Origin of the sequence: Marinobacterium stanieri (genome assembly GCF_900155945.1) — a bacterium.
GTDB classification, from domain to species: domain Bacteria; phylum Pseudomonadota; class Gammaproteobacteria; order Pseudomonadales; family Balneatricaceae; genus Marinobacterium; species Marinobacterium stanieri.
This window is the reverse complement of the sequence record NZ_FTMN01000004.1, coordinates 120,248-143,022: the sequence shown is the minus strand read 5'-3', so window position 1 is coordinate 143,022 and position 22,775 is coordinate 120,248. Positions and strand designations below refer to the sequence as shown.

Below are 22,775 nucleotides of genomic sequence, written 5' to 3'. Positions count from 1 at the left end.
AGCATTCAGCAGGGAGACGATCCATGCTCAAAAAAATTCTGATAGCCAACCGTGGCGAGATCGCCGTCCGCATTGTGCGGGCCTGTGCGGAAATGAATATCCGCTCGGTGGCGGTGTATACCGAACCTGATCGCCATGCATTGCATGTGAAGCGTGCCGATGAGGCCTACTCATTGGGTGAGGACCCGCTGTCCGGCTATCTGGACCCGCGCCGTCTGGTCAACCTGGCTGTGCAGGCAGGGTGTGATGCCATTCATCCGGGCTATGGCTTTCTGTCAGAGAACAGTGAGTTCGCCAGTATATGTGCCGAGCGTGGCATTACCTTCATTGGCCCCAAGGCTGACGTCATCGCCGGGATGGGGGACAAAACCCAGGCGCGTGCCAGCATGATTGCCGCGGGCGTACCGGTGACGCCAGGGTCTGACGGCAATTTGTCAGACCTGGATGAGGCGCTGAAAGTGGCAGGCGAGATCGGTTACCCGGTGATGCTAAAGGCAACCTCAGGTGGTGGTGGCCGCGGTATTCGCCGCTGTGACTCGGCCGATGAGCTGCGTGCCCAGTACCCGCGTGTAATTTCCGAAGCCACCAAGGCGTTCGGTTCTGCTGAAGTGTTTCTGGAGAAGTGCATCGTCGACCCCAGGCATATCGAAGTGCAGGTGTTGGCTGACTCCCGGGGCGAAGCGATTCATCTCTATGAGCGGGATTGCTCCATCCAGCGCCGAAATCAGAAATTGATCGAGATTGCCCCCAGCCCCCAGTTGACCCCGGAGCAGCGCAACTATGTCGGTGAACTGGCGGTGCGTGCGGCCAAGGCGGTGGGCTATGAAAATGCCGGTACGGTGGAATTTCTGGTGACCGGGCATGAGGTCTACTTCATGGAGATGAATACCCGGGTTCAGGTCGAGCACACCATTACCGAGCAGATCACCGGGGTGGATATTGTCCGTGAGCAGATCCGTATCGCTTCAGGTCTGCCGCTAAGCTATCGCCAGGAAGATATCAGCTACCGCGGTTATGCCTTGCAGTTTCGTATCAATGCGGAAGATCCCAAAAACAATTTCCTGCCCAGCTTTGGTCGTATTACCCGTTATTACGCGCCGGGTGGCCCGGGTGTGAGGACGGATACCGCAATCTATACCGGGTACACCATTCCGCCCTATTTCGATTCCATGTGCCTGAAGCTGGTGGTCTGGGCGCTGAACTGGGAAGACGCTCTGGATCGTGGCGCCCGTGCTCTGTCAGATATGCGTCTTCAGGGTGTGAAGACCACCGCCGCCTACTACCAGGAAATTCTGCAGAATCCTGATTTCCGCAGTGGCCAGTTCAACACCAGCTTCGTGCCCAGCCACCCCGAGCTGTTGAACTATTCGGAGAAAAGGGATCCCAGTGAAGTCGCGCTGGCGATTGCGACCGCGATTGCAGCTTATGCCGGCCTTTGATCGGCGGCAACGAGGAGAAATTTGATGAGCAAGATTCAAGTTACCGATGTCATTTTGCGTGATGCCCACCAGTCGCTGATCGCTACGCGCATGCGCACAGAAGACATGCTGCCGATCTGTGACAAGCTGGACCAGGTTGGTTTCTGGTCACTCGAGTGCTGGGGCGGCGCCACCTTTGATGCCTGTGTACGCTTCCTTAAGGAAGATCCCTGGGAGCGTCTGCGTGCGCTGAAAAAGGCCCTGCCCAATACGCGTCTGCAGATGCTGCTGCGCGGTCAGAACCTGCTGGGCTACCGCCATTACGCGGATGATGTGGTGGAGGCCTTTGTGGCCAAGGCGGCCGAGAACGGCATCGATGTGTTCCGCTGCTTTGATGCCTTGAATGACCTGCGCAACCTTGAGACCGCAATCAGGGCAGTGAAGAATGCAGGCAAGCATGCCCAGGGTACCATCTGCTATACCACCAGCCCGGTACATACCGTGGAAACCTTCGTCGAGCAGGCGCGAGCGCTGCACCGCATGGGCGCTGACTCTATTGCGATCAAGGATATGGCGGGTCTGCTTACACCTTATGCCACCTATGATCTGGTCAAGGCGATCAAGGAAGCGGTGGTGCTGCCGGTGTTTATCCATACACACGCTACTGCGGGGCTTGCTGCCCAGTGTCAGCTCAAGGCTATCGAAGCGGGTGCCGAGCATATTGATACCGCTATTTCCGCTTTTGCCTGGGGCACCAGCCACCCCGCAACCGAGTCTCAGGTGGCAGCACTGAAGGGTACCGAGTGGGACACTGAGCTGGATCTGGAGCTGCTCAACGAGATCTCTGACTACTTCCGTGAAGTGCGCAAGAAGTATCACCAGTTCGAGTCCGAGTTCACGCGCGAGGATGTGTCGGTTCAGATCAATCAGGTGCCGGGTGGCATGATGTCCAACCTGGCGAACCAGCTCAAGGAGCAGAATGCGCTGAGTCGTATTCGGGAGGTGTTTGCCGAAATTCCTCGTGTTCGCAAGGATTTGGGTTACCCTCCGCTGGTGACACCTACCTCACAAATTGTGGGTACTCAGGCGGTGTTGAATGTGTTGACCGGTGAGCGTTACAAGTCGATCACTAACGAGGTGAAGCGTTATTTGCAGGGCGGATATGGCCATCCGCCGGCAGAAATCAACGAGGCACTGCGGACGCAGGCAATCGGTCATGAGGCTGTTATTGAAGGGCGTCCAGCTGATCTGCTTTCTCCCGAGATGGCGCGTCTGCGCAAGGATATTGGCGAGCTGGCGACCAGTGATGAAGATGTGCTGACCTATGCCATGTTCCAGGATGTGGGGCGCCAATTCCTGCAGGAGCGTGCTGACGGAACCCTGTCGCCCGAGCCGCTGCTGCCGATTGAGTCGGCAGGCCGTCAGACGGATGAAGGCGTTGCCACCGAGTTCAAAATCGATGTCCACGGAGAAACCTATCAGGTCGCCATAACCGGTGTAGGTGGACAGGATGCGGGTAAGCGTCATGTCTACCTGACGCTGGACGGCATGCCGGAAGAGGTCCTGTTTGAACCGCTGAATGCCTATGTGGAGGCCGGTGCCAGTGGTCGCCGTCAGGCGAGCGCACCGGGTCATGTTACCACCAGCATGCCCGGCAATATCGTGGAAGTGCTTGTTGCTGAAGGTGATCAGGTGAAAGCGGGGCAGCCCGTGATGATTACCGAGGCGATGAAAATGGAAACCGAGGTACAAGCCCCTGTGGGTGGTCGGGTAACTGCGGTATATGTCGCGAAAGGCGATCGTGTGACGCCGGGTGAAGTGCTGATTGAGATCTCTGATTAACTGGAGTGTGCTGCTCAGTCGGACAGTTTTAAACGGTCTGGCTGAGCGAGATTAACTATAAGTAATTACTTATGCCAGATAGAAAAAATATCAATTTTTGATTTTTCAGTGTCTGGTTTAAATTTAACGTGTTAAGCAATTTTGTAGCTGCCCGAATACCAGTAGCGGGGTACTAAGGCAGGTTTGATACAGGCGTTCTGCGCGGGAGGTGTCTCGAGACGGCAGTGTTTTTAACAGAGTTTGTAAGCAAAGACGGTTGAGGCCGCTCATGCAAATGAGCGGCCTCTTTGCGTTTTGGGCGGCTGTATAGGAATGCTCTGGCAGTGAAAGTTTCCCGCGCGGAGCGCGGTCCCACAGGTGGTGTAGGCGTTAGCTACAGGCTGTTAGGGCTTGTAGGAGCTCACTCTGTGAGCGAATGGTGAGAGTGGTAGTCTGTGGCAGAGTAGGAATTTTCTGGCAGTGAGGCTTTCCCGCGCGGAGCGCGGTCCCACAGGTGGTGGGGCGTTGGCTGCAGGCTGCTAGGTATTGTGGGAGCTTACTCTGTGTGCGAATGGGCAGAGTGGTTGTCGGTGGTGGAATAGGGATGTTCTGGCAGGGAGGTCTTCCCGCGCGGAGCGCGGTCCCACAGGTGGTGGGGCGTTGGCTACAGAGTTTCTGAGGCTTGTGTGGGCTCACTCTGTTGGTGGATGGGCAGAGTGCTAGTCTGTGGCAGAGTAGGAATTTTCTGGCAGTGAGGCTTTCCCGCGCGGAGCGCGGTCCCACAGGTGGTGGGGCGTTGGCTGCAGAGTTTCTGAGGCTTGTGTGGGCTCACTCTGTTGGTGAATGGGCAGAGTGGTTGTCGGTGGTGGAATAGGGATGTTCTGGCAGGGAGGCGCTTCCCGTGCGGAGCGCGGTCCCACAGGTGGTGGGGCGTTGGTTGCAGAGCTGCTAAGTATTGTGGGAGCTCGCTCCGCGAGCGAATACTCGGGCTAGCATGCAATGCCAGGCAGTGGTGCCGAGGTGCGCTGTTTCAGGCACAAAAAAGGGGATGCCCTTAGGCATCCCCTGGAAGATCAACTGAAGAGGAAAATCAGTTGTTCTGGTTGGCCATCTGCTGCTTGATCAGATCACCGATAGTGGTCGGACCCGGAACGTCAACTTCCTGGTTGCGAACAGCGCTAATGGCAGCTTTTTCGTCAGCCTGGTCTTTCGCACGGATAGACAGGTTGATAACGCGGTTGCGACGGTCAGCGCCAGTGATCTTGGCTTCGACAGAGTCACCAACGTTCAGAACGGTGGTAGCGTCGTCAACGCGCTCAGCTGCGATCTCGGAAGCTTTCAGAGTCGCTTCGATGCCTTCAGCCAGCTCAACGATAGCGGCTTTCGGCTCAACGCTCTTAACAGTACCGGTTACGATGCTGCCCTTGTCGTTAGCGGCCAGGTATTCTGCGAACGGATCGCTTTCCAGCTGCTTGATGCCCAGGGAGATACGCTCTTTCTCGGCGTCGATAGACAGGATGACGGCTTCAACTTCGTCACCTTTCTTGAACTGACGCAGAGCAGTTTCCGGATCGGCTTCCCAAGAGATGTCGGACATGTGAACCAGACCGTCGAGGTCGTTGTCCAGACCAACGAAGATACCGAAGTCAGTGATGGTCTTGATAGTACCGCTGACTTTGTCGTTGGCAGCATTCTGCTCGGAGAAGGATACCCACGGGTTAGCAGTGCACTGCTTGATACCCAGGGAGATACGACGACGCTCTTCGTCGACGTCCAGGATCATCACTTCCACTTCGTCGCCGATGTTTACAATCTTGGACGGGTGGATGTTCTTGTTGGTCCAGGACATTTCGGACACGTGTACCAGACCTTCAACGCCGTCTTCGATAGATGCGAAGCAGCCGTAGTCAGTCAGGTTAGTGACGCGAGCAGCAACCTTGGTACCGGCCGGGTAACGATCTTTGATGTCGTCCCACGGATCTTCGCTCAGCTGTTTCAGGCCGAGGGAGATACGGTTGGTCTCTTTGTCGAACTTGATGATCTTGACGGAGATCTCATCGCCCGGGTTCAGCATTTCGCTCGGGTGAGAGATACGCTTCCACGCCATGTCGGTGATGTGCAGCAGGCCGTCAACGCCACCCAGATCGATGAACGCACCGTAGTTGGTCAGGTTCTTAACGTAACCCTTAACGATCTGACCTTCTTCCAGAGTAGCCAGCAGCTCTTCACGCTGAGCGCTGTTAGCTTCTTGCAGAACGGCACGACGAGACACAACGATGTTGTTGCGCTTCGGATCCAGCTTGATCAGTTTGAATTCAAGCTCTTTGCCTTCCAGGTGATCAACGTCACGTACCGGACGAACATCAACCAGGGAGCCCGGCAGGAAGCCCTGAATGTTGTTGATGCTGACGGTGAAACCGCCTTTGACCTTGCCAGAAATGTAACCTTTAACGGTTTCTTCTGCGTCGAATTTCGCCTGCAGAACTTCCCAGGCTTCAGCACGCTTGGCTTTTTCACGGGACAGACGAGTTTCACCGAAACCGTCTTCAACTGCTTCCAGTGCGACCTTGACAGAATCACCGACCTGGATTTCCAGTTCGTTGTTGTCGTTCAGGAACTGAGCGCGGGGGATAACCGCTTCAGATTTCAGGCCAGCATTGACAGTAACCCAGTCGCTGTCGATGTCGACAACTTCACCCATTACCAGGGTGCCCGGAGTCATGGCAATGTCTTGTAGGGATTCTTCAAACAGATCAGCAAAGCTTTCGCTCATGAAAGTATCCTATATTGTCGCTGCCCGTAGACAATGAGGCAGCTTCCAGCCTGTATGCCAGCTATACAGGGTCGGTTGTCGATATCCGCACTGTGGAGCACTGGGCTGGCTATGTGCACCCGGCGCGGGAAATGTAAAGTTGCAAAATTATACAGGTGTATGGCCAGTCACGCCAGTAGATGGATAAATTTATCCGGCAGTGTCAAGCGCAGGAAGGGTTGTATCCAGAGCCTGGCGAAGGGGTTGCTGGCAGGCGGGCAGCAGTTTGTCCAGATCGGCGGCCAGCATGCCGGGCAAGCGGACAGCGTCGGGGTCGTTGAACCAGTTTATCAGCAGGCGCAACTCATCCAGGTTGTTGGCGGCCAGTTCCACGGCATTGCCGATACAGAAGGCGTAGCCCGGCAGGTGGTCCTTGATGATTTCGCCGCGCTGTTCCTGGTCCAGCATCAGGCGGTTGGCGCGCACGAAGCGCTGATATTCCTGCATGCCGGCTGCGGCCATGATCTCCACCTGGATGTTGGAGTAGCGCTCGGTTTCAGGCAGGCGCAGGAGGGTCGCTTTCAACTGAGCCTTGGTACGCTTGAGCTCCTGCTCAAAGGTTTCCGGGGCAAAGTGCTGATTGAGCTCCTTGTACTGCTTGAGTTCGTCAATTTGATCATGCAAGGCGCTGATCTGGTCCTTGAGCGCCTGCTGTTCGGCCAGCAGGTTTTCCTTGTCCTGCATCAGGCCACGAATGACACGTTCGGTGGGCGTCAGTTTTTTCTCGGCGAAGGTGGCAGGCAGCTGCTGGGCGCCCAGCTCACCGGTGCTTTCGGTATAGGTTTGGCTGGGCACCATCTCGTAACCGAACTTTTCAAGGTCAGCCAGGTTGACCTGATGCTGATCCTGCATCCGCTCGTACACGAAAAAGGTTGCAACACTGCCAATGGCCAGTGCCAGCGGAATCAGGATCAGTAACAGCAGGCTGACCTTGCCCAGTTTCATCCGTTAGTCCCTGTCAGATGTCTGTGTTTGCGCTTCGTTGGCCGCCGTGTGGCTCAGCGTCAGGTCGATCAGGTCGACCAGAATTTCACCGCTTTCCGCCAGAATGGCTTCGGCTTCCGGATTGATCGGTCGACCCTGTTCATCCTTGGGCAGGTCATCGTCGGCCTGGTTCAGGTCGCTGACAACCGGCAGGCCCAGGCCTTTGCGGCGTTCGTTCTCGACACTGAGCATCCAGGCTTCGTTTTCTTCCTTCTCGCTGCGCAGCATTTGCTCGCTCAGAGTGACCAGATCGTCAGCCTTGCGGTCACGGAAGTGCTCTACCTGCTTGCGCATGAAGACAAAGTCGGGCGCATCGGCAGTGCGGGCTTCATGGCGTTGCAGCAGGGCTTTCATGAACGGACTCAGGCTTGGGAAACGGCCATGGCGTACCGGGCGCACCTTGTCCCAGGGCAGGGCCTTGTCCAGCGAGCTTTCGCCAATATCTTCCACGGAAAACAGCGACGGGAAGGTGATGTCCGGCTCGACACCGCGATGCTGGGTGCTGTCGCCCGAGATACGATAGAACTTGGCATGAGTCAGCTTGACCTGGCCGTGGTCAATCGGCTGCAGGGTCTGCACCGTACCCTTGCCGAAGGTACGGTTGCCGACAATGATGCCGCGGTTGTAATCCTGGATGGCACCGGCAAAGATTTCCGACGCCGATGCGCTCAAGCGGTTCACCATTACCGCCATGGGGCCGTTCCAGACCACTTTGGGATCGAAGTCGCCCAGAATGTCGACGCGACCGGAGGCGTCGCGGATCTGGACTGTGGGGCCGCGCTGAATAAACAGGCCGATCAGCTCGTTGGCTTCACGCAGGGAGCCGCCACCGTTATTACGCAGGTCGACGATCAGGCCGTCAATGTCTTCTTCACGCAGTTCGTGGATCAGCTTTTCCACATCACGGGTGGTGCTTTTGTAGTTCGGATCACCGTTCTGCAGGGCTGCAAAGTCGATGTAGAAGGTCGGCACCTCAATCACGCCCAACTTGTAGGGCTTGCCGTCACGTTCCACTTCAAGAATACGCTTGCGGGCAGCCTGCTCTTCCAGCTTGACCTTGTTGCGGGTGATCTCGATCACCTTGCGGGTCTGGCGGTCAACGGCATCGGCGGGGATGATTTCCAGTCGTACCACGCTGTCTTTAGGGCCGCGTATTTTGCTGACCACGTCATCCAGACGCATGCCGACTACGTCTTCAATCTCGCCTTCTTTGCCCTGGCCAACCCCGACAATCACGTCGGCCGGTTGCAGCTGACCTGCCTTGTCGGCAGGGCCGGCCGGAACCAGACGCACGACCTTGGTCTGGTCATTTTCCGCCTGTAGGACAGCGCCAATGCCTTCCAGTGACAGGCTCATATTGATCTGGAAGTTTTCGGAGCCGCGGGGCGAGTAGTACTGGGTGTGGGGATCGAATTCATGGGTCAGTGCATTGACGAAGCTTTCAAAGACATCGTCGTTCTTGGCCTGCTCCATACGCTTGAGCTGATTGGTGTAGCGCTTGCGCAGAATTTCCCGTGCCTCATCGACCGTTTTGTCAGCGAGCTTCAGGCTGAGTACGGCGCTTTTGAGGCGTTTGCGCCAGAGCTCATCCAGGTCTTCCGTGCTGGTTGCCCAGGGCGCTTCTTCGCGATTGGTGTTGAGGTGTTCTTCGCGGCTGAAGTCCCACTCACGAGTGTCCAGCTGACTCAGGATGTAGTCCAGTCGCTCGCTGCGGCGCTGCTGGTAGCGATTGAAAATGGTGAAGGCAGCCTGGGTCTGACCGTCCAGAATCTGGTCATCCAGTTCATTGCGATACTGTTCAAACTCTTCAATATCACTGGCCAGGAAGAAGCTTCGTTCCGGGTCCAGCGAGGCCAGATACTGATCAAGAACGGCACTGGACAGCTGGTCGTTGAAGTCGACCTCACTGTAGTGACCTTCCTGCAGTGCACTGACAACATCCATCAGGGTTTGACTGTGCACCGGCTCCGGCGACAGCGTGGCAAGGGCCGCATTCGCCTGTAATGAAACAACCAGTGACAGGGCGGCGGCTGAATGAAAAAGCTTGGACATGGGGCGCAGATCTCCGATCGTGTGGCTGGAGCAAACCGATACGTCAGGCTCCCTGTGTCGTCATCGGTAAGTATTGGGACAGAGCTCCACGCGTTGAGTTCCGTCAGCTACAGCCATCTGAGTGTAGTCATCGCACAAGGTAATGTAAAATCACCCACTTACAGCGATTACGGAGTTATCACGGATGCAGATCTGCAAAACAATCCTGGTTGTTCTGACCAGTGTCAGTGTGCTGGCCGGATGTGGCCCGGACCCGGAACAGGAAAAGCGTCAGCGTGAACTGCTGGAGCAGGCGTTGAACGATGATACCCGCAAGGCCGGTGACGCCTATCTGGCGGAAAATGCCAAGCGTGCCGAAGTGAGCGTACTGGATAGCGGTTTGCAGATTGAACTTCTGGTGAAAGGGGAGGGCGAGAGCCCCACTGCAGCGGATACGGTGCTGGTGCACTATGAAGGGCGCCTTGTTGATGGGCATGTTTTCGACAGTTCCTATGAGCGTGACAAGCCCGCGCGTTTCCCGCTTAAGCAGGTCGTACGCGGATTTCGTCAGGGGCTGATCAAAATGCATGAGGGCGGCACTGCCATGCTGTATATGCCCCCCGAGCTGGCTTACGGTGCAACCAGTCCGTCACCGGATATTCCGGCCAACTCATCGTTGATTTTCAAGGTTGAACTGATTGAAGTCCTGGCCAATGAGGAGACTGAATAATGAATACGCTGATCTCAATGGATGCCTTCAATGCCGGGCTGAAATCCTTTCTGGATAGCGCGCCAACGCCGTTTCATGCGGTTGAAGCCATGTCCGAGCGGCTGCGAATGGCCGGTTTTACCGAGCTGAACGAGGCCGATGACTGGGCGCTGGAAGCGGGCAAGGGCTACTACACCTGCCGCAATGGCTCTTCGATCATTGCCTGGCGTCAACCCGCTGCCGAAGCCGCTCTGGAACAGGGCTGGCGTCTGGTCGGTGCACATACCGACTCACCCTGCCTGAAGGTCAAGCCCAGCCCGGAGCTGCACCGTCAGGGCTATTTTCAGTTGGGCGTTGAAGTCTACGGCGGGGTGTTGCTGAACCCCTGGTTTGACCGTGATTTGTCTCTGGCTGGTCGCATCAGTTACCGCGATAACACTGGCCGTATCTGCAGTGAGCTGATCGACTTTGCCCAGCCCGTGGCTGTATTGCCCAGCCTGGCGATACATCTGGACCGTGAAGCGAACTCCAGCCGCAGTATCAATGCCCAGACCTACCTGCCGGTGGTGATGGGGCAAACGGATGAAAAACCGGATTTTCGTCTCCTGCTCAAGGAGCGACTGGCCGCACAGGGCGTCGTGGATGTGGATACAGTGCTGGATTACGAGCTCTGCTTCTACGATACCCAGGGGGCTGCAACGGTCGGCTTGAACGAGGAGTTTTTGGCGTCTGCGCGTCTGGATAATTTGCTCAGTTGTTACATCGGCCTGCAGGCGCTGATCGATACCGAAGAAGTCTCTGCGGGGCAGGTGCTGGTATGTAACGACCACGAAGAAGTGGGCAGCATGAGTGCCTGCGGTGCTCAGGGCCCCATGCTGAGTCAGTGGCTGGAGCGGGTAATGCCGGATTCAGACCAGCGCAACCGTTCACTGGCGCGCTCCATGCTGATCTCGGCAGATAACGCCCATGGCGTGCACCCCAACTTCAGTGATAAACACGATGGCAACCACGGACCCTTGCTCAACGCCGGCCCGGTCATCAAGATTAACGCCAACCAGCGCTATGCCAGCAATAGCGAGACCAGTGCTCTGTTCCGTCATCTGGCAGAAGCGGCTGAGGTGCCGGTGCAGAGTTTTGTCGTGCGCACTGATATGGCTTGCGGCAGCACCATCGGACCGATCACTGCTGCCGAATTGGGTGTAAAGACCCTGGATATTGGTGTGCCTCAGTTTGGCATGCACTCCATTCGAGAACTGGCCGGCAGCCAGGACGCCCACGGCCTGTATAAGGTACTCCAAGGCTTCATGCTGACTGATCAGGTCTGAATCAGCCAGATCAGATGACAGATCACCACTACCGCCGTCAGTTGCAATCGCAGGCGGCGGTAGTCTGGTTGATCCAGCTGGGTACGGTCCCACAGCCACCAGATCAGATAGCTCCCGATCAGCAGGGTCAGTGCTCCGCTCATTGGCAGCAGCAGCGCCATCCAGCCCAGCAAGCTGGGTAGCATGCACAGGCACAAACGTGTGGGAGTGCTCCACTGCGGTTTGCTGAGTGCCACGCCCCAGTGTATCCCGCCCAGAAACGACAGAATGATGGCACTGTAGGTGCTGAAGGCAACGGCCGTCAGGGGTGAGAGCTCCTTGCCAAGTGTCAGGCCAATAAAGGGGATCAAACCGGCGTATCCCAGCCAGTGTGCGGTACGAATCATGATGCCGAATCTCCTTTGGGCTGCCGCATACTGCGACAGCGCTGCGAACAATAGCGAACTTCCTCCCAGCATTGAGCCCATTTGCGCCGCCAGCTGAACGGGCGCTGGCACGCCGGGCATATTTTTTCGGGGAGATCGCCTTTGCGTTTCATACGGGGCATTGCTGGCTCCAGATGTGTGTTCAATCCCAGAGATTCATTTGCGGGCCTGGAGCCTTTGCTGGGGCCATTTGCCTGCGTTTGGCGGTGCGCCCTTTGGTGCCTTTGCTGCGTTTGCGGCTTCCAAGTTGAACATAAACATCCCGGCTGAGCTCCTTGAATCGAGGGTGGTGGTGAATGCTGGCGATTTTCTGTTTGGCGCTGCGTGCTGAAAGGCTCAGGTCCACCAGTGGGGTGGGGTATTGGCTGTGCTTGAGCAGACGGGGCTCGTGCAGCGCTGATAAGGGAGCATCGGCCAGTTCCGGTACCCAGCGGCGAATAAACTGTCCTTCGGGGTCAAGGTCCAACCCCTGCTTGAGCGGGTTGTAGACCCGAAGCGCGTTGATGCCGGTAGTACCGGATTGCATCTGAATCTGTGACCAGTGAATACCGGGCTCATAATCGATAAAGGTACGTGCCAGTATCTGGCCACTTTCCTGCCAGGGCAGCCAAAGCTGGTAGCTGGCCACCGACGTGAGCATGGCGCGCATGCGGAAATTGATCCAGCCACGGCTGTTGAGGGCCCGCATACAGGCATCCACAAAAGGCCAGCCGGTCATGCCGCTCGCCCAACGCTCAAGTCGCTCCGTATCATGCTGCCTATCGAGCTCGGCAAATAGCGGATGGATCGGCGCCCACTCCAGGTCGGGTCGGTCTTCCAGCTTTTGCATAAAATGGCAGTGCCAGTACAGCCGGCTTATAAAACTGCGCAACGATCGCTTCCAGGCCGCTGTCAGGGCATGCTCCAGAGCCTGCAGGGCGGCCTGGTAAACTTCCCGCACTGATAGACTGCCCCAGCACAGGTGTGGCGACAGGCGGGAGCAGGCTGCATAAGCAGTGTTGGGGCTGGACATGGCAAAGCGGTAATCACGTCCGCGGCTGCTCAAAAAACTGTTCAGGCAACGAAGCCCTGCTTCACGACCGCCCGGTTGCTGCTTACACGGCTGAAAACCGGTTCCGGGCGGTATTGAGGGCAGGTGTTCATTGGTAGGGAAAGGTTCAACGGCCCGTAGTGCTGGCACCGGCAAGGCTGCTGCTTGCATGCGCTGGTCCCACTGGTCTGCCCAGTGGTCACGGTTGCGCAAGCGCCTGACGACACCGTTCTGGGGCCGCTCGGTCCAGGTAATGCCGTTCTCACGGCACCAGCGCGCCACATTTCGGTCACGCTGATAGGTCCAGTCATTGCCGGTTTCTTCATGAGACCAGAGGTGGAAGTGGCCGAAGACGTTTTTCAGCTCGGCCAGCGCCTGGTCGATATCGCCGACACGGATCAGCAGTGCCAGCCCCTGTTGGGCCAGTGCCTGTTGCAGGTCAAGCAGGCTGTCGTGACAGAATTGCCAGTGGCGAACGGAATGGTCGGGTTGTTGCCAGTAACCGGGTTCAACAATGAACAGCGGCAACACCGGGCCATGCTGGGCAGCCTCCGTCAGTGCCGGATGGTCATGCAGGCGAAGGTCGCGCTTGAACCAGACAATATTTACCTGAGATTTCATGCATCAGAATACGCATGGAGTGCTAAAGGCAGTTCACTTCGAAATGCCTTATCAGGCACTTGGTGAGCACCTAATCACGATAATTGCGGTGCAGGTTCTGGGAGCAGAAGTGCAGCAGCTTCAATTCCAGTGCTGGCAGTTCAGTTACCAGCTCCGCAAACTGGTCCCGGGCCTTGTGCGGTTGGCGTGAGCGGGCGTGGTGTTCAATATTCTCCAGCTGGTGGGCCAGTTGCTGGCATTGCAGGGAGCGCGCACTGCCTTTGAGGCGATGGGCCGCAGCCGCAGCCTTGTCGAAGTTTTCCTGCTGCAGTGCCTGTTCAACCAGATCAAGCTCCTTGTGCAGGCTTTGGGCAAACTCGTGAATCAGCAGAATGGCATTGTCGACGCTGCCAAGGTCCGAAATCAGGGTGTCAGGGTCAAAATCCAGGTTTTCGTCTGCTCCATCATCGGGCGTAAACCGATCCTCGGTCGGGAGGAAAGCGGCGGCCAGTGTACGGCCAATCACCTGTTGCAGCTTGCTCAGTCGCACAGGTTTCGTCAGGTAGTTATCCATACCGGCGGCCAGGCATTTTTCGCGGTCACCGGCCAGGGCATCGGCCGTAACGGCGATAATGGGAATCTCTGCCTGGGGGCCTGACAGCTGGCGAATGGCCCGTGTCGTATCCAGACCATCCAGGTTGGGCATGTGGACATCCATCAACACCAGGTCAAATGATTGGCCTGAATTCAGTGCTTCAAGTACCTCAAGGCCATCCTCGCAAAGGTGATACTCGGCGCCCGCGCGTTCCATTAGCACTTCCATCATCTTGCGGTTAACCGGATTATCTTCTGCAATCAGAATGTTGAGGCCCTCTGTAATCGATGTGGCGTCATCATCTGTTGGCTCGTACGCGTCAGGTGAGGGGGCAGGAAGCAAGTCAGGTCGATAGATGGCCGTCAGGGTGTTGATCAGTGCCAGTGGTGAAAGAGGGTGGGGCAGTTGTGCGCTGACCGGTATAAACAGCTCGGCCAGGTCGCGATTACTGAAGACGATAATTTCTCCCTGTTCCGATTGCTGCTGAATCCAGCTGCGCAGACTGTCATTATCAATCGGGAAGCGTTCATCATCGACCAGCAACAGGTTGTATTCACCCGCCGTTTCATCCTCCAGTAGTGGCTTGAAGTGGCAGTCGATACTGGACACATGGGGTGACAGGAGTGTGGCCAGATAGTGAAAAAGTTGATGTGAGTTGGTGACGCAGAGCACCCGGCAATTGTGCAGTGGCAGCAGCTCTAGTTGGCTGGCGAGCGTTGCGTTGCCGTGGTGCTGCAGAGGTAACGACAGGGTAAACCTTGACCCCTCACCATAACGACTGACGACATCGATGGAGCCGCGCATCGCCTTCGCCAGATGCTGACTGATGGCCAGGCCTAATCCTGTACCCTGATATTCACGGGTAGATGAATGGTCGACCTGTCTGAACGCGTTAAAAATGATGGGCAGGTTGCTCTCGGCGATACCGATACCCGTATCTTCTACAACGAGCTGCAGGCCCTGATAGTGTTCAGCATCATTCAACCAGGGGTGAATGCTGACGGTGACATGACCCTCGTGGGTGAACTTGACCGCATTGCTGACCAGGTTGTGCATGATCTGGCGCAAGCGGTTTGGATCTCCCAGCACCTCCAGGGGCGTTTCGGGAGCGGGCGTAAAATACAGGTGTATGCCCTTGGCGCCCGGCGTGGCATGTGCCAGGTGAACAACGCTGTGCAGCTGCTGGCAAAGGTTGACCGGCTTGCTCTCCAGGTGCAGTTTGCCTGCTTCTATTTTGGAAAAATCGAGTACGTCATTGATCAGGCTAAGCAGGGTGTCAGCGGCATTTTCTGCGGTCAGCAGGTAGTCACGCTGAACGGCCGACAGGGACTCGGTGCTGCCCAGTGAGTCGAGCATGCCAACCACGGCGTTCAAAGGGGTGCGAATTTCATGGCTCATGGTGGCCAGGAAGTCGCTTTTGATCTGGTTGGCTTCTTCAGCGTCTTGCAGTGCTGCCAGCATGCGGTGACTGGCACTTTGTTGGGCGCGTTCGATGCGAAAGGCATGCATGATGGCCGTTATCGTGTTCGTCAGTGGTTCCAGCCAGTCCACAAATTCATCGGTATAGGGTGTCGGACCGTTGGCAAGCCCGAACATGCCCAGTGTTTCTCCATGGAAGGTTAGCGGGATGCCGATGAAACTGAGAATTTCCGGGTGCCCCTTCGGTGTGATCCGTGGGCGTAACTCACAATGATTATTAATCACCACTTCACCGGAGGTGAGGGTCTGGCCAAACAGGTTGTCGAGCTGATGAAAGTCGATGCCCTGCTCGATATTGTTGTCGTAGAGGGCTCTTGAGTCCCTGTCCCAGCTCAGGTTGCTGATGGCGTAGCAGCGCATGAATGGTTTGCCTTCGGCATCTTCCATTCGCTCGCCAATGAGGCCAATAGGTGACCCGGTAAGGGTCTTCAGTGTTTCCAGCAGCTCGCCAAAGCGTCGCTTGGGGTCCTTGTGCAGAAGGAAGTTACTGTTCACCCGAGAGACGGCAGACAGGACCTGCTGTTGGCGTTGGGTTTGTTTCAGGTGCTGGCGTGTTCTCAACAGGGCAAACCCGGTCGATGCGGCGGCGACAACGCTGGTTGCAAGCACGACCAGAGTTTCCCAGGGTTGCCAGTCAAACATCAGCTGACCCCTATCTGGTTTTGCAGGTAATCGACATACTGGCGGTCCTTACCATTGATGTGGCGGTGCCAGGCCTCCAGTAATTGCTGGTGCGCCTTCTGCAGATGCTCGACGCGGTTAGGCAGCTGGCTGAACACCTTGCCTGTCAGCATCTGTGTGCGTTGCAAAATCAAACCGTGTTCTGCCTGATGAGCGGAAAGGGGTTGATAGCCATGTTCGCGCTGGTGCAGGTACTCCTGCTGGAACAGGTCCGAGCTGAGCTGTTCCAGTTGCTTGATCTGTGTCTGCAGCGTCTCTGGCTCTTCCGTGCCAAGCACATCACCAATCTTGTACAGCATCTGCAGAATCTCGTGGATGCTGTCATGTTTGTAGTGCAGGAAGCTGTCTTTCATGCCGGCAGGCAGAAGCTTATCGGCCGCCGCCTCCAGCACGGCTTGCTGGCTCAGATCCGGGGGGGCGTCATTCTTACACGGGGTTAACGGTTTAGTCTCTGTAGACTGCCTGGTTTGAGGCTCGGCGTCAGTCTCTGTATCGGTTGGCGCCGTGCCAGCAGCAGACTCTTGCAAAGGCTGATTTTGACTGGCTTTAGATGTGGCAGTATTGACTCGTATCTCGGTGGAAATACCGCGATAGGTATCAGGGTCTGCCAACTGGATAGCGCGGTGCAGTGCGGCCTGGATCTTTTCCGCAAGTACGGCGGCATTGAGAGGCTTGCTGAGAAAGCCCTGACAGTCCAGCCCGACTGCCTTCATTACATTGTGTCGATAGTTATAGTCGCTGACGACCAGCACGCAGAGGTCTCGTGGGGTGTTGTCGATATCACCACAGCGAATGGCCTGTAGCAGTTCCAGCCCGTTACCTGGCTGCATATCGATATCGGTCAGCACCAGGTTAATATCGCCCCGTTCAGCCAGGCGCTTCATCGCATCCTGGCCGGACAGGGCAGAGAAAATCCACTTGCAGCCAAGCTGCTCCAGGATCTTGCGGTAAAACTCGTTAATGATGGGCTGGTCGTCGACGACCAGTACAGCCAACTCGGAGATGTGTTCCATCGTCACCTTCCGGGAGTCCAAGCGGGTATTCCTCAAGCATTGCATAAGGAATCCCGCTTGTATATTGATCCTGGTGGTGTGGGTCGATGGTGGTTTAACTCCGTCTCACCAGTGCTCAGGAAAGTGCCTGGATCAACTGGTGATACAGCGGGATACCGACAATGACATTGAACGGGAAGGTGAACCCGAGTGATGCCAGCATGGCCAGTCCGATATTGGCCTGCGGGATGGCGGCCCTGATGGCGGCTGGTGCAGCAATATAGGATGCACTCGCAGTAAGGCTGGCCAGTACCAGAGTTGTTCCGACCGGCAGCTCAAGCAGCAGGCCGGCAGCAATGCCGAAACAGGCCAGCAGGCTTGGCGCGACCGTGGCAAAAGCCAGCAGACGCCAGTGCTGCCAGGGAATGGGACGCAGGGTTTCGGCGGCCACCAGGCCCATCTCCAGCAGGAAGAGTGCCAGAACCGCTTTGAAGGCACCGGTAAACAGGTCTGTGACCGGGGCACCGTTCATGGGGCCATACAGGTAACCGATGAGTACGCCCCCAGCCAGTAGAATAACGCCACGGTTGGTTAGCGTTTCATGCAGCAGGCTCAAGCGTGAGTGTGCGATTTCCTTGTCCGGATTGAAATGGCGGAACAGGGCGAGGCCGACCATGATGGCGGGCAGCTCCAGCAGTACCAGGTAGAGGGTGACTTCGGGGCCGGTGATCAGTTGGTGGCTTTCTGCGTAGGCCAGAGCAACAGCGAAGGTGCCGGCACTGACCGAGCCATAGTGGGCACTGATACTGGCGCTGTCGGCAAGTGACAGGTTAACCAGCTTGCGCAGGAGCGGAAACAGCAACAGGGGAATTATGGCACCCAGTGACATCACCAGCAGCAGTTCAGGAACCAGCGCCGGAGTCAGGTTGCCGTGGAGCCCCATACCTCCCTTGAGGCCGATGGTCAGCATCAGCAACAGGCTGAGCGTGTCGTAAGCGGCTTTGGGAATATTAAGGTCTGACTTGACCAGGCCTGCGACCACGCCCAGCAAGAAAAACATCACCACGATATCCGGCATGAAATGTCCTCTCTGATTGATTTAAGCGGCACGGATTGTGCTTGTGATGAGGCATTGTTGCTAATTAATTATTGATGCATTATTCATAGATAATTATCCATGGAGAGTGCCTGTGAACTTGCGACATCTCACGTTTCGTCTTCTGGAGGTCTATGTCACGGTGGTCAGAACAGGCTCCGTGACCGCTGCGGCACGGCAGCTGCACTTGACGCAGCCAACAGTGTCACAGCAGCTAAAACGCCTGGCTGAGACCGTCGGCGAGCCGCTGTTTTCATCAGTATCAGGCACGACCGAGCTGACGGATGCCGGTCGGGAGCTGTACCGCACCGCCCTGGACGTGACCGGGCGTTTTGAGGACTTTCAGGATTATCTGGCCGAGCTTCAAGGCGGTCATCGCGGGCGTTTCAGCATTGCGCTGGTGAACACTGCGCAATATGTGCTGCCCAGATTGCTGGGGCCGTACAGTCAGGCATTTCCAGACGTGGACATGACGGTGCATATTGGCAACCGTCAGCAGCTGCTGGAACGGTTTGAGCGCCAGATGGATGATATCTATGTCTTCAGTCATCCCCCGTCTTCAGCGCAGGTGATGGCAGCGCGGTTTTTGCGCAACCCGCTGGTCATGATTGCGCCCGAGACTCACCCGCTTGCACAGGAAAGCAGTATTCCCATTGATGCCTTGCTGAATGAGCGTCTGTTACAGCGTGAGCCAGGGTCGGCAACACGTATGCTGTTTGAAAGCTGGTTGCAGGGGCGTGGATTACAGTGGTCAAAAGGGCTGCAGATGGCGAGTAACGAGGCGATTCGAGTGGGCGTAGCTTCTGGGATGGGGGTGGCCGTGGTGTCGGCTCATGTGTTGCCGACAGCTCACCCGGGTATTTGTGTGCTGCCCGTTTCCGGTTTCCCTATCGAAAGTCATTGGCATTTCATCATTCGCCGTGACAGGCGGCTGCCGCATGCCGGGGAGGGCTTTCTGGGGTTTGCGGCCGAGGCACTGGAGCAGTGCCTGCCGGCCGAATATATCTGCAATGAAGTGGCCGGGCTACTTAGTCAAAATCAGGCAGTGAAGGCTTAACCACGGGCTTATTCGCTTCCTGCCAGGCTTCAATACCGCCGGTGATCGAGACCACGTGCAGGTAGCCCATCTCGGCCAGGCTCTTGGCGCTTAGAGCAGCACGCCCGCTGTTCTTGCAGTACAGAACAATATTGAGATCGCGAGATGTCAGTGCTTCGTCGTTGCTGAATTTGAACTCCAGAAGGCCGCGAGGGATATTGATAGCGCCGGTAATATGGCCGTTATGGTATTCCTCCGGTTCCCGTACATCGACCACCAGGTCGGCGTTTTGAATGGCGGAATCGGCATTATCAACACTGACTTCGGTGATGCCTTGTTTGGCGGCGGCAACCAGATCGTGGGCGGTTTTCATTCTGAGTGTCCTGCTTGAAGAATAAAAACACCATCGTAAAAGGTTTTATATTAGAAATTCAACATATAAAGCCAAAGAGGTTGATCTCTTTATTCATGCCATACGCGGTACCAGCCATTGCGCTCGGTAACGGCAAGCTCTGTATTGTAAAGTGAGGAGAGATTGGCACCGGTCAATACCTCAGCCTTGGGGCCGTCAGCCAGGATTTTTCCATTCTGCAGCAGGACGACACGTTCGATCTCAGGAATGATTTCGTCAATGTGGTGGGTCGCGATCAGCATGGAGCCGCCGGCCTGGCAAAAAGAGCGCATCAATTGCAGCATCTGAAAACTGGCGCCCATATCCAGACCACTGGCCGGTTCGTCCAGAATCAGAGCATCGGGCTCATGTACCAGTGCACGTGCCAGCAGCAGGCGTCGCTTCTGACCCGTTGAGAGGCGTTGGTACATCTGTTCTGCCTGCTCAGCCATACCGACGGTTTCCAGCAGGCGTTGAGCGGTCTCGATCTGCTGAGGCTCCGGTTGAAGGTGGTCATGGCGACCAATGCTGCCAAAGAACCCGGACACCACGACATCCAGGGCCCGTGTATAGGGGGTGTAGTCGTCCTGCAGATCGGCTGATACCAGTCCGAGCTGGCTCCGCAGCTCCCAAATGGGCGCGCGTTCGCTGCCGTACAGGCGCACGAAGCTATCGGGTTTAACAACCGGGTAAAGTTCGCGGCAGATCAGTTTGAGCAGAGTACTTTTACCGGCGCCATTGGGGCCGAGCAAGGCAACTTTTTCACCGGCTTTGATCTGCAGAGAAAAGTTTTCCAGCACTCTGGTTTGCTGGCGAAAAACGGTGACATCCTGGATCTCAATCATTCGGGGGCTCTCGTCGGTTTTTGGCTTCGATCCACTGGGCCATGTACTGGCTGCTCTTCATGCTGTGATGACGCAGCATGGCACCAGTGAAGTTGCTGAGACGTTGGGCGTGCAGGTTGGCTTTAATGGCCGTTAACCGCTGGATCAGAGCTTCTGCATGCTGTTCAAAACTGAAACGCTGTCGGTAGAGGTTAAAGCCCTGCTGTTGGCAGTCTGCCCAGGTTGAGGCGTCCTGGTACAACTGAACGGCTTGCTCAACAAAGTGTTCGGGGATGTCTGCAACCGGCTGTGGCCAGGAGCTTTCGCCGGCCATGCCCTCAGCGCCCACGCTTGTTGTGACTGAAGGCGTGCCTGCGGCCAGGGCGTCGACCAGTTTGCCTTTCAGCCCTGCACCAAACCTCAGGGGGGCCAGGTTAACCCTCGCGCTTCGTATCACCTCTTGGGCATCTTCCGCCCAGCCTTTTACCAGAAAACCCTGTGCCGGGTTGTGTAGCTGTGTTGCCTTGGGGGGCGGGTAGGCCCCATAGACATGCAGTTCGGCTTCCGGCAGTCGCTTGTGCAGCAGGGGCCACAACTGTTGCTTCAGCCAGAGTACGGCATCCCAGTTGGGGGCATGGCGGAAGTTGCCAATGATCACAAAGTGGTGGCGCTGCTCCCGCTGGGGCAAGAGCGATATCTGAGCATCTGTCAGCTCTGGCAACATGAACGGACAGTCGTGCAGCAACTGAGGCGCGACGTTGAACCGCCGTTGCAATAGTTCTATCTCGGCTGGCGATATCATCAAACTGAGGTCGCTGCGCAGGATGGCGGCAACTTCACGTTTGGCATGTTCACTGAATAGCAGCTTGTCGCTTGCCTCCAGGGCGACAAGGCCGGTCTGCTTGAACTGCTGATGACGGGCATGGCGCAGGCAGGAGAGGTCTTCGGTATCCAGAACACGGAGAGCTTCAGGGCAATGCTTTTCCACGCGCCAGGCAAACTGCTCTTCCATCATGAAACGGTCAAACATGACGATATCTGGCTGAAGCTGACGAATATAGTCATCAAAACTGGCGCAGTTCAGTCTGATCGTAACCTCTTCGATGCCGCGTGCTGGCAAATCCGTACGGTGAATACTTTTCTCTGCTGGGCTGGCATAGATAACGCGCCAGTCCTGCTGGCGAAAGGTGTCCAGCAGAGACAGCATGCGGTATCCGGCTGCGCTGGAGGCCGGTTCTGGCCACACATAACCGATAACAAGGACGGTCAACATCGAGAGGCGGTGTTCCTGAGCAGTGTGTTAGGGGCCTGAATGGTAACCCGATCCGCTTTTGCGCGACAGCGAGTCAGTACGCCTTGAGGTGGCTTGAGAGGGGTGAGGGTGGGGTGAGTCTGTTGAATTAGAGTTTAGTTTTTCTGATCTATCAGTTAAAGATTGATCGTTTGATGCACAGGCAATAGGACTTTAATCTAACACCGTTCCTGACGAAGACCCGATTGGGCTGCAGGAAACAAATCGATAAAGTGGACGAAATGAGGTGTTGAAATGAGTAATTCTAACGAAAGCCTGAGCACTGTTGAACTGGCGCGTCTGAGCGGTGTAGATGATGCTGTCGCCCTCGCCAAAATCGAACGTGCCGAGCATGTTGCTGAGATGCTGAATGCCGCAGGTAGCTGGGTCAAGCAGGTTGTTGTTTCTGCTGCAGGCAGTGTAAGCCACGCTGTACACAACGTCTTTACCCGTCACGCACACTGACGGGTCGAGGCTGTTGTCGACCGGGTAAAGAACGATCCTTCAAGCAAACGCGTCCTACTATCCCGCCTGCTATTATCCTCGCCGCCTTTTCTGGCTTTATATCTGTACTTAAACGGTGTACTTAAACGTTAGTATCAATCGATACGTGACAGGTACAAACTGCGTTCAGCGCAGGTTTCCTTTTGATTCAATACCTGCCCCACCTGTAGGTACAAACCGTCCGGTAACTCTTCGACTCGCGTGGCCGATACCGCCTGATGTTCTGTCTGATGCAGATACACCGGTGGCAATGTCAGCAGAGTGATATAGGTGTCGCCCTGAAAGTCCTGGCTGACAAAACGCGCACCGTTGAGGCTGGTCAGGTTGCTATCGTCTATTTCCAGTTCACCGCTAAAACAGGCTGGAGCAACGGGCCTGCCGGCTGCGGTGGGTTCAAACAGGTCTGTGGGGTCTGCACCCGCCAGAAGCTGTTTAAGCAGCTCTTCTTCTGACTCTGAGCTCTCTGAGGCGAACTCGGCCTGTGGTTCCACTGAAGAGGAGTCACTGATGAGGTCGATAAGTGTACTTGTGCCCATCACCAACAGGTACATGGAGGCAATGGCTGCGATCAGATATTTGACAGGGGCCATGCGAATCACGCTCAAACTGAGAGTTGAAAAAAAGCGCGAGTGTGTGATCGGTCATCCGAGATCAGGCGCACCTGCGCAGCCACTAACAAAGTTAATCTAGCACAATCAGGCTAACGTTTGTTTGAAAGTTGTTTGTTTTGT

General features: G+C 56.3%; 19 protein-coding genes. 6 read left to right on the top strand and 13 right to left on the bottom strand.

The genetic code is table 11. The features are described from left to right. The first annotated feature begins 23 nt into the window (after positions 1–23). Positions 24–1,439 carry an acetyl-CoA carboxylase biotin carboxylase subunit gene (locus tag BW956_RS10600; RefSeq protein WP_076462734.1) on the top strand — a complete coding sequence of 472 codons (1,416 nt, stop codon included), beginning with the start codon at positions 24–26 and terminating at the stop codon, positions 1,437–1,439. A gap of 24 nt (positions 1,440–1,463) precedes the next feature. Further along, positions 1,464–3,260 carry a sodium-extruding oxaloacetate decarboxylase subunit alpha gene (oadA, locus tag BW956_RS10595; protein WP_076462733.1) on the top strand — a complete coding sequence of 599 codons (1,797 nt, stop codon included), beginning with the start codon at positions 1,464–1,466 and terminating at the stop codon, positions 3,258–3,260. A gap of 1,069 nt (positions 3,261–4,329) precedes the next feature. Here the strand turns inward: oadA and rpsA are convergent. The 3 genes from rpsA to BW956_RS10580 all read right to left on the bottom strand — a co-directional run bounded on the left by rpsA (position 4,330) and on the right by BW956_RS10580 (position 9,087). Next, the gene (gene rpsA / locus BW956_RS10590; protein WP_010323382.1) at positions 4,330–6,012 is read right to left on the bottom strand and encodes a 30S ribosomal protein S1; all 1,683 of its coding nucleotides are present in this window, start codon (positions 6,010–6,012) and stop codon (positions 4,330–4,332) included. 189 nt (positions 6,013–6,201) lie between these two features. Continuing rightward, a complete protein-coding gene (locus tag BW956_RS10585) occupies positions 6,202–6,996 on the bottom strand; it encodes a hypothetical protein (protein ID WP_076462732.1) in 795 nt (264 codons plus the stop codon). Between the two features lie 3 nt (positions 6,997–6,999). Then, on the bottom strand, positions 7,000–9,087 hold the full coding sequence (locus tag BW956_RS10580) for a carboxy terminal-processing peptidase (protein ID WP_076462731.1): 2,088 nt from the start codon (positions 9,085–9,087) through the stop codon (positions 7,000–7,002). Between the two features lie 184 nt (positions 9,088–9,271). On the opposite strand from BW956_RS10580, the gene BW956_RS10575 reads away from it, so the two are divergent. Continuing rightward, the gene (locus tag BW956_RS10575; protein ID WP_076462730.1) at positions 9,272–9,796 is read left to right on the top strand and encodes an FKBP-type peptidyl-prolyl cis-trans isomerase; all 525 of its coding nucleotides are present in this window, start codon (positions 9,272–9,274) and stop codon (positions 9,794–9,796) included. Then, positions 9,796–11,100 (top strand): M18 family aminopeptidase, encoded by a 1,305-nt coding sequence (locus tag BW956_RS10570; protein ID WP_010323386.1) that lies wholly within the window; start codon positions 9,796–9,798, stop codon positions 11,098–11,100. The genes BW956_RS10575 and BW956_RS10570 overlap by 1 nt, the downstream gene beginning before the upstream one ends. On the opposite strand, the gene BW956_RS22445 is transcribed toward BW956_RS10570, so the two are convergent. The 6 genes from BW956_RS22445 to BW956_RS10540 all read right to left on the bottom strand — a co-directional run bounded on the left by BW956_RS22445 (position 11,091) and on the right by BW956_RS10540 (position 17,980). Continuing rightward, the gene (locus tag BW956_RS22445; protein ID WP_076462729.1) at positions 11,091–11,486 is read right to left on the bottom strand and encodes a DUF3429 domain-containing protein; all 396 of its coding nucleotides are present in this window, start codon (positions 11,484–11,486) and stop codon (positions 11,091–11,093) included. The genes BW956_RS10570 and BW956_RS22445 overlap by 10 nt on opposite strands. Then, a complete protein-coding gene (locus tag BW956_RS10560; RefSeq protein ID WP_076462910.1) occupies positions 11,483–11,638 on the bottom strand; it encodes a DUF2256 domain-containing protein in 156 nt (51 codons plus the stop codon). Before BW956_RS10560 ends, BW956_RS22445 begins: the two co-directional genes overlap by 4 nt. 29 nt (positions 11,639–11,667) lie before the next feature. Next, the gene (locus BW956_RS10555) at positions 11,668–13,176 is read right to left on the bottom strand and encodes an FAD-binding domain-containing protein (RefSeq protein WP_076462728.1); all 1,509 of its coding nucleotides are present in this window, start codon (positions 13,174–13,176) and stop codon (positions 11,668–11,670) included. A 70-nt stretch (positions 13,177–13,246) separates the two neighbouring features. Beyond that, positions 13,247–15,871: an ATP-binding protein gene (locus tag BW956_RS10550; protein ID WP_076462727.1), complete on the bottom strand. Its 2,625-nt coding sequence runs from the start codon at positions 15,869–15,871 to the stop codon at positions 13,247–13,249. After that, positions 15,871–16,923 (bottom strand): response regulator, encoded by a 1,053-nt coding sequence (locus BW956_RS10545; RefSeq protein ID WP_076462726.1) that lies wholly within the window; start codon positions 16,921–16,923, stop codon positions 15,871–15,873. Before BW956_RS10545 ends, BW956_RS10550 begins: the two co-directional genes overlap by 1 nt. Before the next feature lie 115 nt (positions 16,924–17,038). Next, complete coding sequence (locus BW956_RS10540; protein ID WP_010323392.1) at positions 17,039–17,980, bottom strand: sodium-dependent bicarbonate transport family permease; 942 nt, start codon at positions 17,978–17,980, stop codon at positions 17,039–17,041. Positions 17,981–18,092: 112 nt separating this feature from the next. Between BW956_RS10540 and BW956_RS10535 the strand changes: the two genes are divergently transcribed. Beyond that, on the top strand, positions 18,093–19,055 hold the full coding sequence (locus BW956_RS10535; protein WP_076462725.1) for a LysR family transcriptional regulator: 963 nt from the start codon (positions 18,093–18,095) through the stop codon (positions 19,053–19,055). Here BW956_RS10535 and BW956_RS10530 read toward each other — a convergent pair. The 3 genes from BW956_RS10530 to BW956_RS10520 all read right to left on the bottom strand — a co-directional run bounded on the left by BW956_RS10530 (position 19,027) and on the right by BW956_RS10520 (position 21,522). Continuing rightward, positions 19,027–19,407, bottom strand: coding sequence for a rhodanese-like domain-containing protein (locus BW956_RS10530; protein WP_076462724.1), 381 nt, complete (start codon positions 19,405–19,407; stop codon positions 19,027–19,029). The genes BW956_RS10535 and BW956_RS10530 overlap by 29 nt on opposite strands. A gap of 89 nt (positions 19,408–19,496) precedes the next feature. Further along, on the bottom strand, positions 19,497–20,270 hold the full coding sequence (locus tag BW956_RS10525) for an ABC transporter ATP-binding protein (protein WP_076462723.1): 774 nt from the start codon (positions 20,268–20,270) through the stop codon (positions 19,497–19,499). Continuing rightward, positions 20,263–21,522 (bottom strand): glycosyltransferase, encoded by a 1,260-nt coding sequence (locus BW956_RS10520; protein ID WP_076462722.1) that lies wholly within the window; start codon positions 21,520–21,522, stop codon positions 20,263–20,265. Before BW956_RS10520 ends, BW956_RS10525 begins: the two co-directional genes overlap by 8 nt. Positions 21,523–21,795: 273 nt before the next feature. Here BW956_RS10520 and BW956_RS10515 point away from each other — a divergent pair, with 273 nt between their 5' ends. Continuing rightward, positions 21,796–22,005 carry a hypothetical protein gene (locus BW956_RS10515; RefSeq protein WP_076462721.1) on the top strand — a complete coding sequence of 70 codons (210 nt, stop codon included), beginning with the start codon at positions 21,796–21,798 and terminating at the stop codon, positions 22,003–22,005. Between the two features lie 134 nt (positions 22,006–22,139). Here the strand turns inward: BW956_RS10515 and BW956_RS10510 are convergent, their stop codons facing one another. Continuing rightward, entirely contained in the window at positions 22,140–22,634 is a 495-nt protein-coding gene (locus BW956_RS10510; protein WP_076462720.1) for a hypothetical protein, read from the bottom strand. Positions 22,635–22,775: the final 141 nt, after the last annotated feature.

Excerpts from the sequence above, each read along its gene's own strand:
- BW956_RS10600 (WP_076462734.1), top strand. The coding sequence starts at position 24 with ATGCTCAAAAAAATTCTGATAGCCAACCGTGGCGAGATCGCCGTCCGC.
- oadA (WP_076462733.1), top strand. The coding sequence starts at position 1,464 with ATGAGCAAGATTCAAGTTACCGATGTCATTTTGCGTGATGCCCACCAG.
- rpsA (WP_010323382.1), bottom strand. The coding sequence starts at position 6,012 with ATGAGCGAAAGCTTTGCTGATCTGTTTGAAGAATCCCTACAAGACATT.
- BW956_RS10585 (WP_076462732.1), bottom strand. The coding sequence starts at position 6,996 with ATGAAACTGGGCAAGGTCAGCCTGCTGTTACTGATCCTGATTCCGCTG.
- BW956_RS10580 (WP_076462731.1), bottom strand. The coding sequence starts at position 9,087 with ATGTCCAAGCTTTTTCATTCAGCCGCCGCCCTGTCACTGGTTGTTTCA.
- BW956_RS10575 (WP_076462730.1), top strand. The coding sequence starts at position 9,272 with ATGCAGATCTGCAAAACAATCCTGGTTGTTCTGACCAGTGTCAGTGTG.
- BW956_RS10570 (WP_010323386.1), top strand. The coding sequence starts at position 9,796 with ATGAATACGCTGATCTCAATGGATGCCTTCAATGCCGGGCTGAAATCC.
- BW956_RS22445 (WP_076462729.1), bottom strand. The coding sequence starts at position 11,486 with ATGATTCGTACCGCACACTGGCTGGGATACGCCGGTTTGATCCCCTTT.
- BW956_RS10560 (WP_076462910.1), bottom strand. The coding sequence starts at position 11,638 with ATGAAACGCAAAGGCGATCTCCCCGAAAAAATATGCCCGGCGTGCCAG.
- BW956_RS10555 (WP_076462728.1), bottom strand. The coding sequence starts at position 13,176 with ATGAAATCTCAGGTAAATATTGTCTGGTTCAAGCGCGACCTTCGCCTG.
- BW956_RS10550 (WP_076462727.1), bottom strand. The coding sequence starts at position 15,871 with ATGTTTGACTGGCAACCCTGGGAAACTCTGGTCGTGCTTGCAACCAGC.
- BW956_RS10545 (WP_076462726.1), bottom strand. The coding sequence starts at position 16,923 with ATGGAACACATCTCCGAGTTGGCTGTACTGGTCGTCGACGACCAGCCC.
- BW956_RS10540 (WP_010323392.1), bottom strand. The coding sequence starts at position 17,980 with ATGCCGGATATCGTGGTGATGTTTTTCTTGCTGGGCGTGGTCGCAGGC.
- BW956_RS10530 (WP_076462724.1), bottom strand. The coding sequence starts at position 19,407 with ATGAAAACCGCCCACGATCTGGTTGCCGCCGCCAAACAAGGCATCACC.
- BW956_RS10525 (WP_076462723.1), bottom strand. The coding sequence starts at position 20,270 with ATGATTGAGATCCAGGATGTCACCGTTTTTCGCCAGCAAACCAGAGTG.
- BW956_RS10520 (WP_076462722.1), bottom strand. The coding sequence starts at position 21,522 with ATGTTGACCGTCCTTGTTATCGGTTATGTGTGGCCAGAACCGGCCTCC.
- BW956_RS10515 (WP_076462721.1), top strand. The coding sequence starts at position 21,796 with ATGAGTAATTCTAACGAAAGCCTGAGCACTGTTGAACTGGCGCGTCTG.
- BW956_RS10510 (WP_076462720.1), bottom strand. The coding sequence starts at position 22,634 with ATGGCCCCTGTCAAATATCTGATCGCAGCCATTGCCTCCATGTACCTG.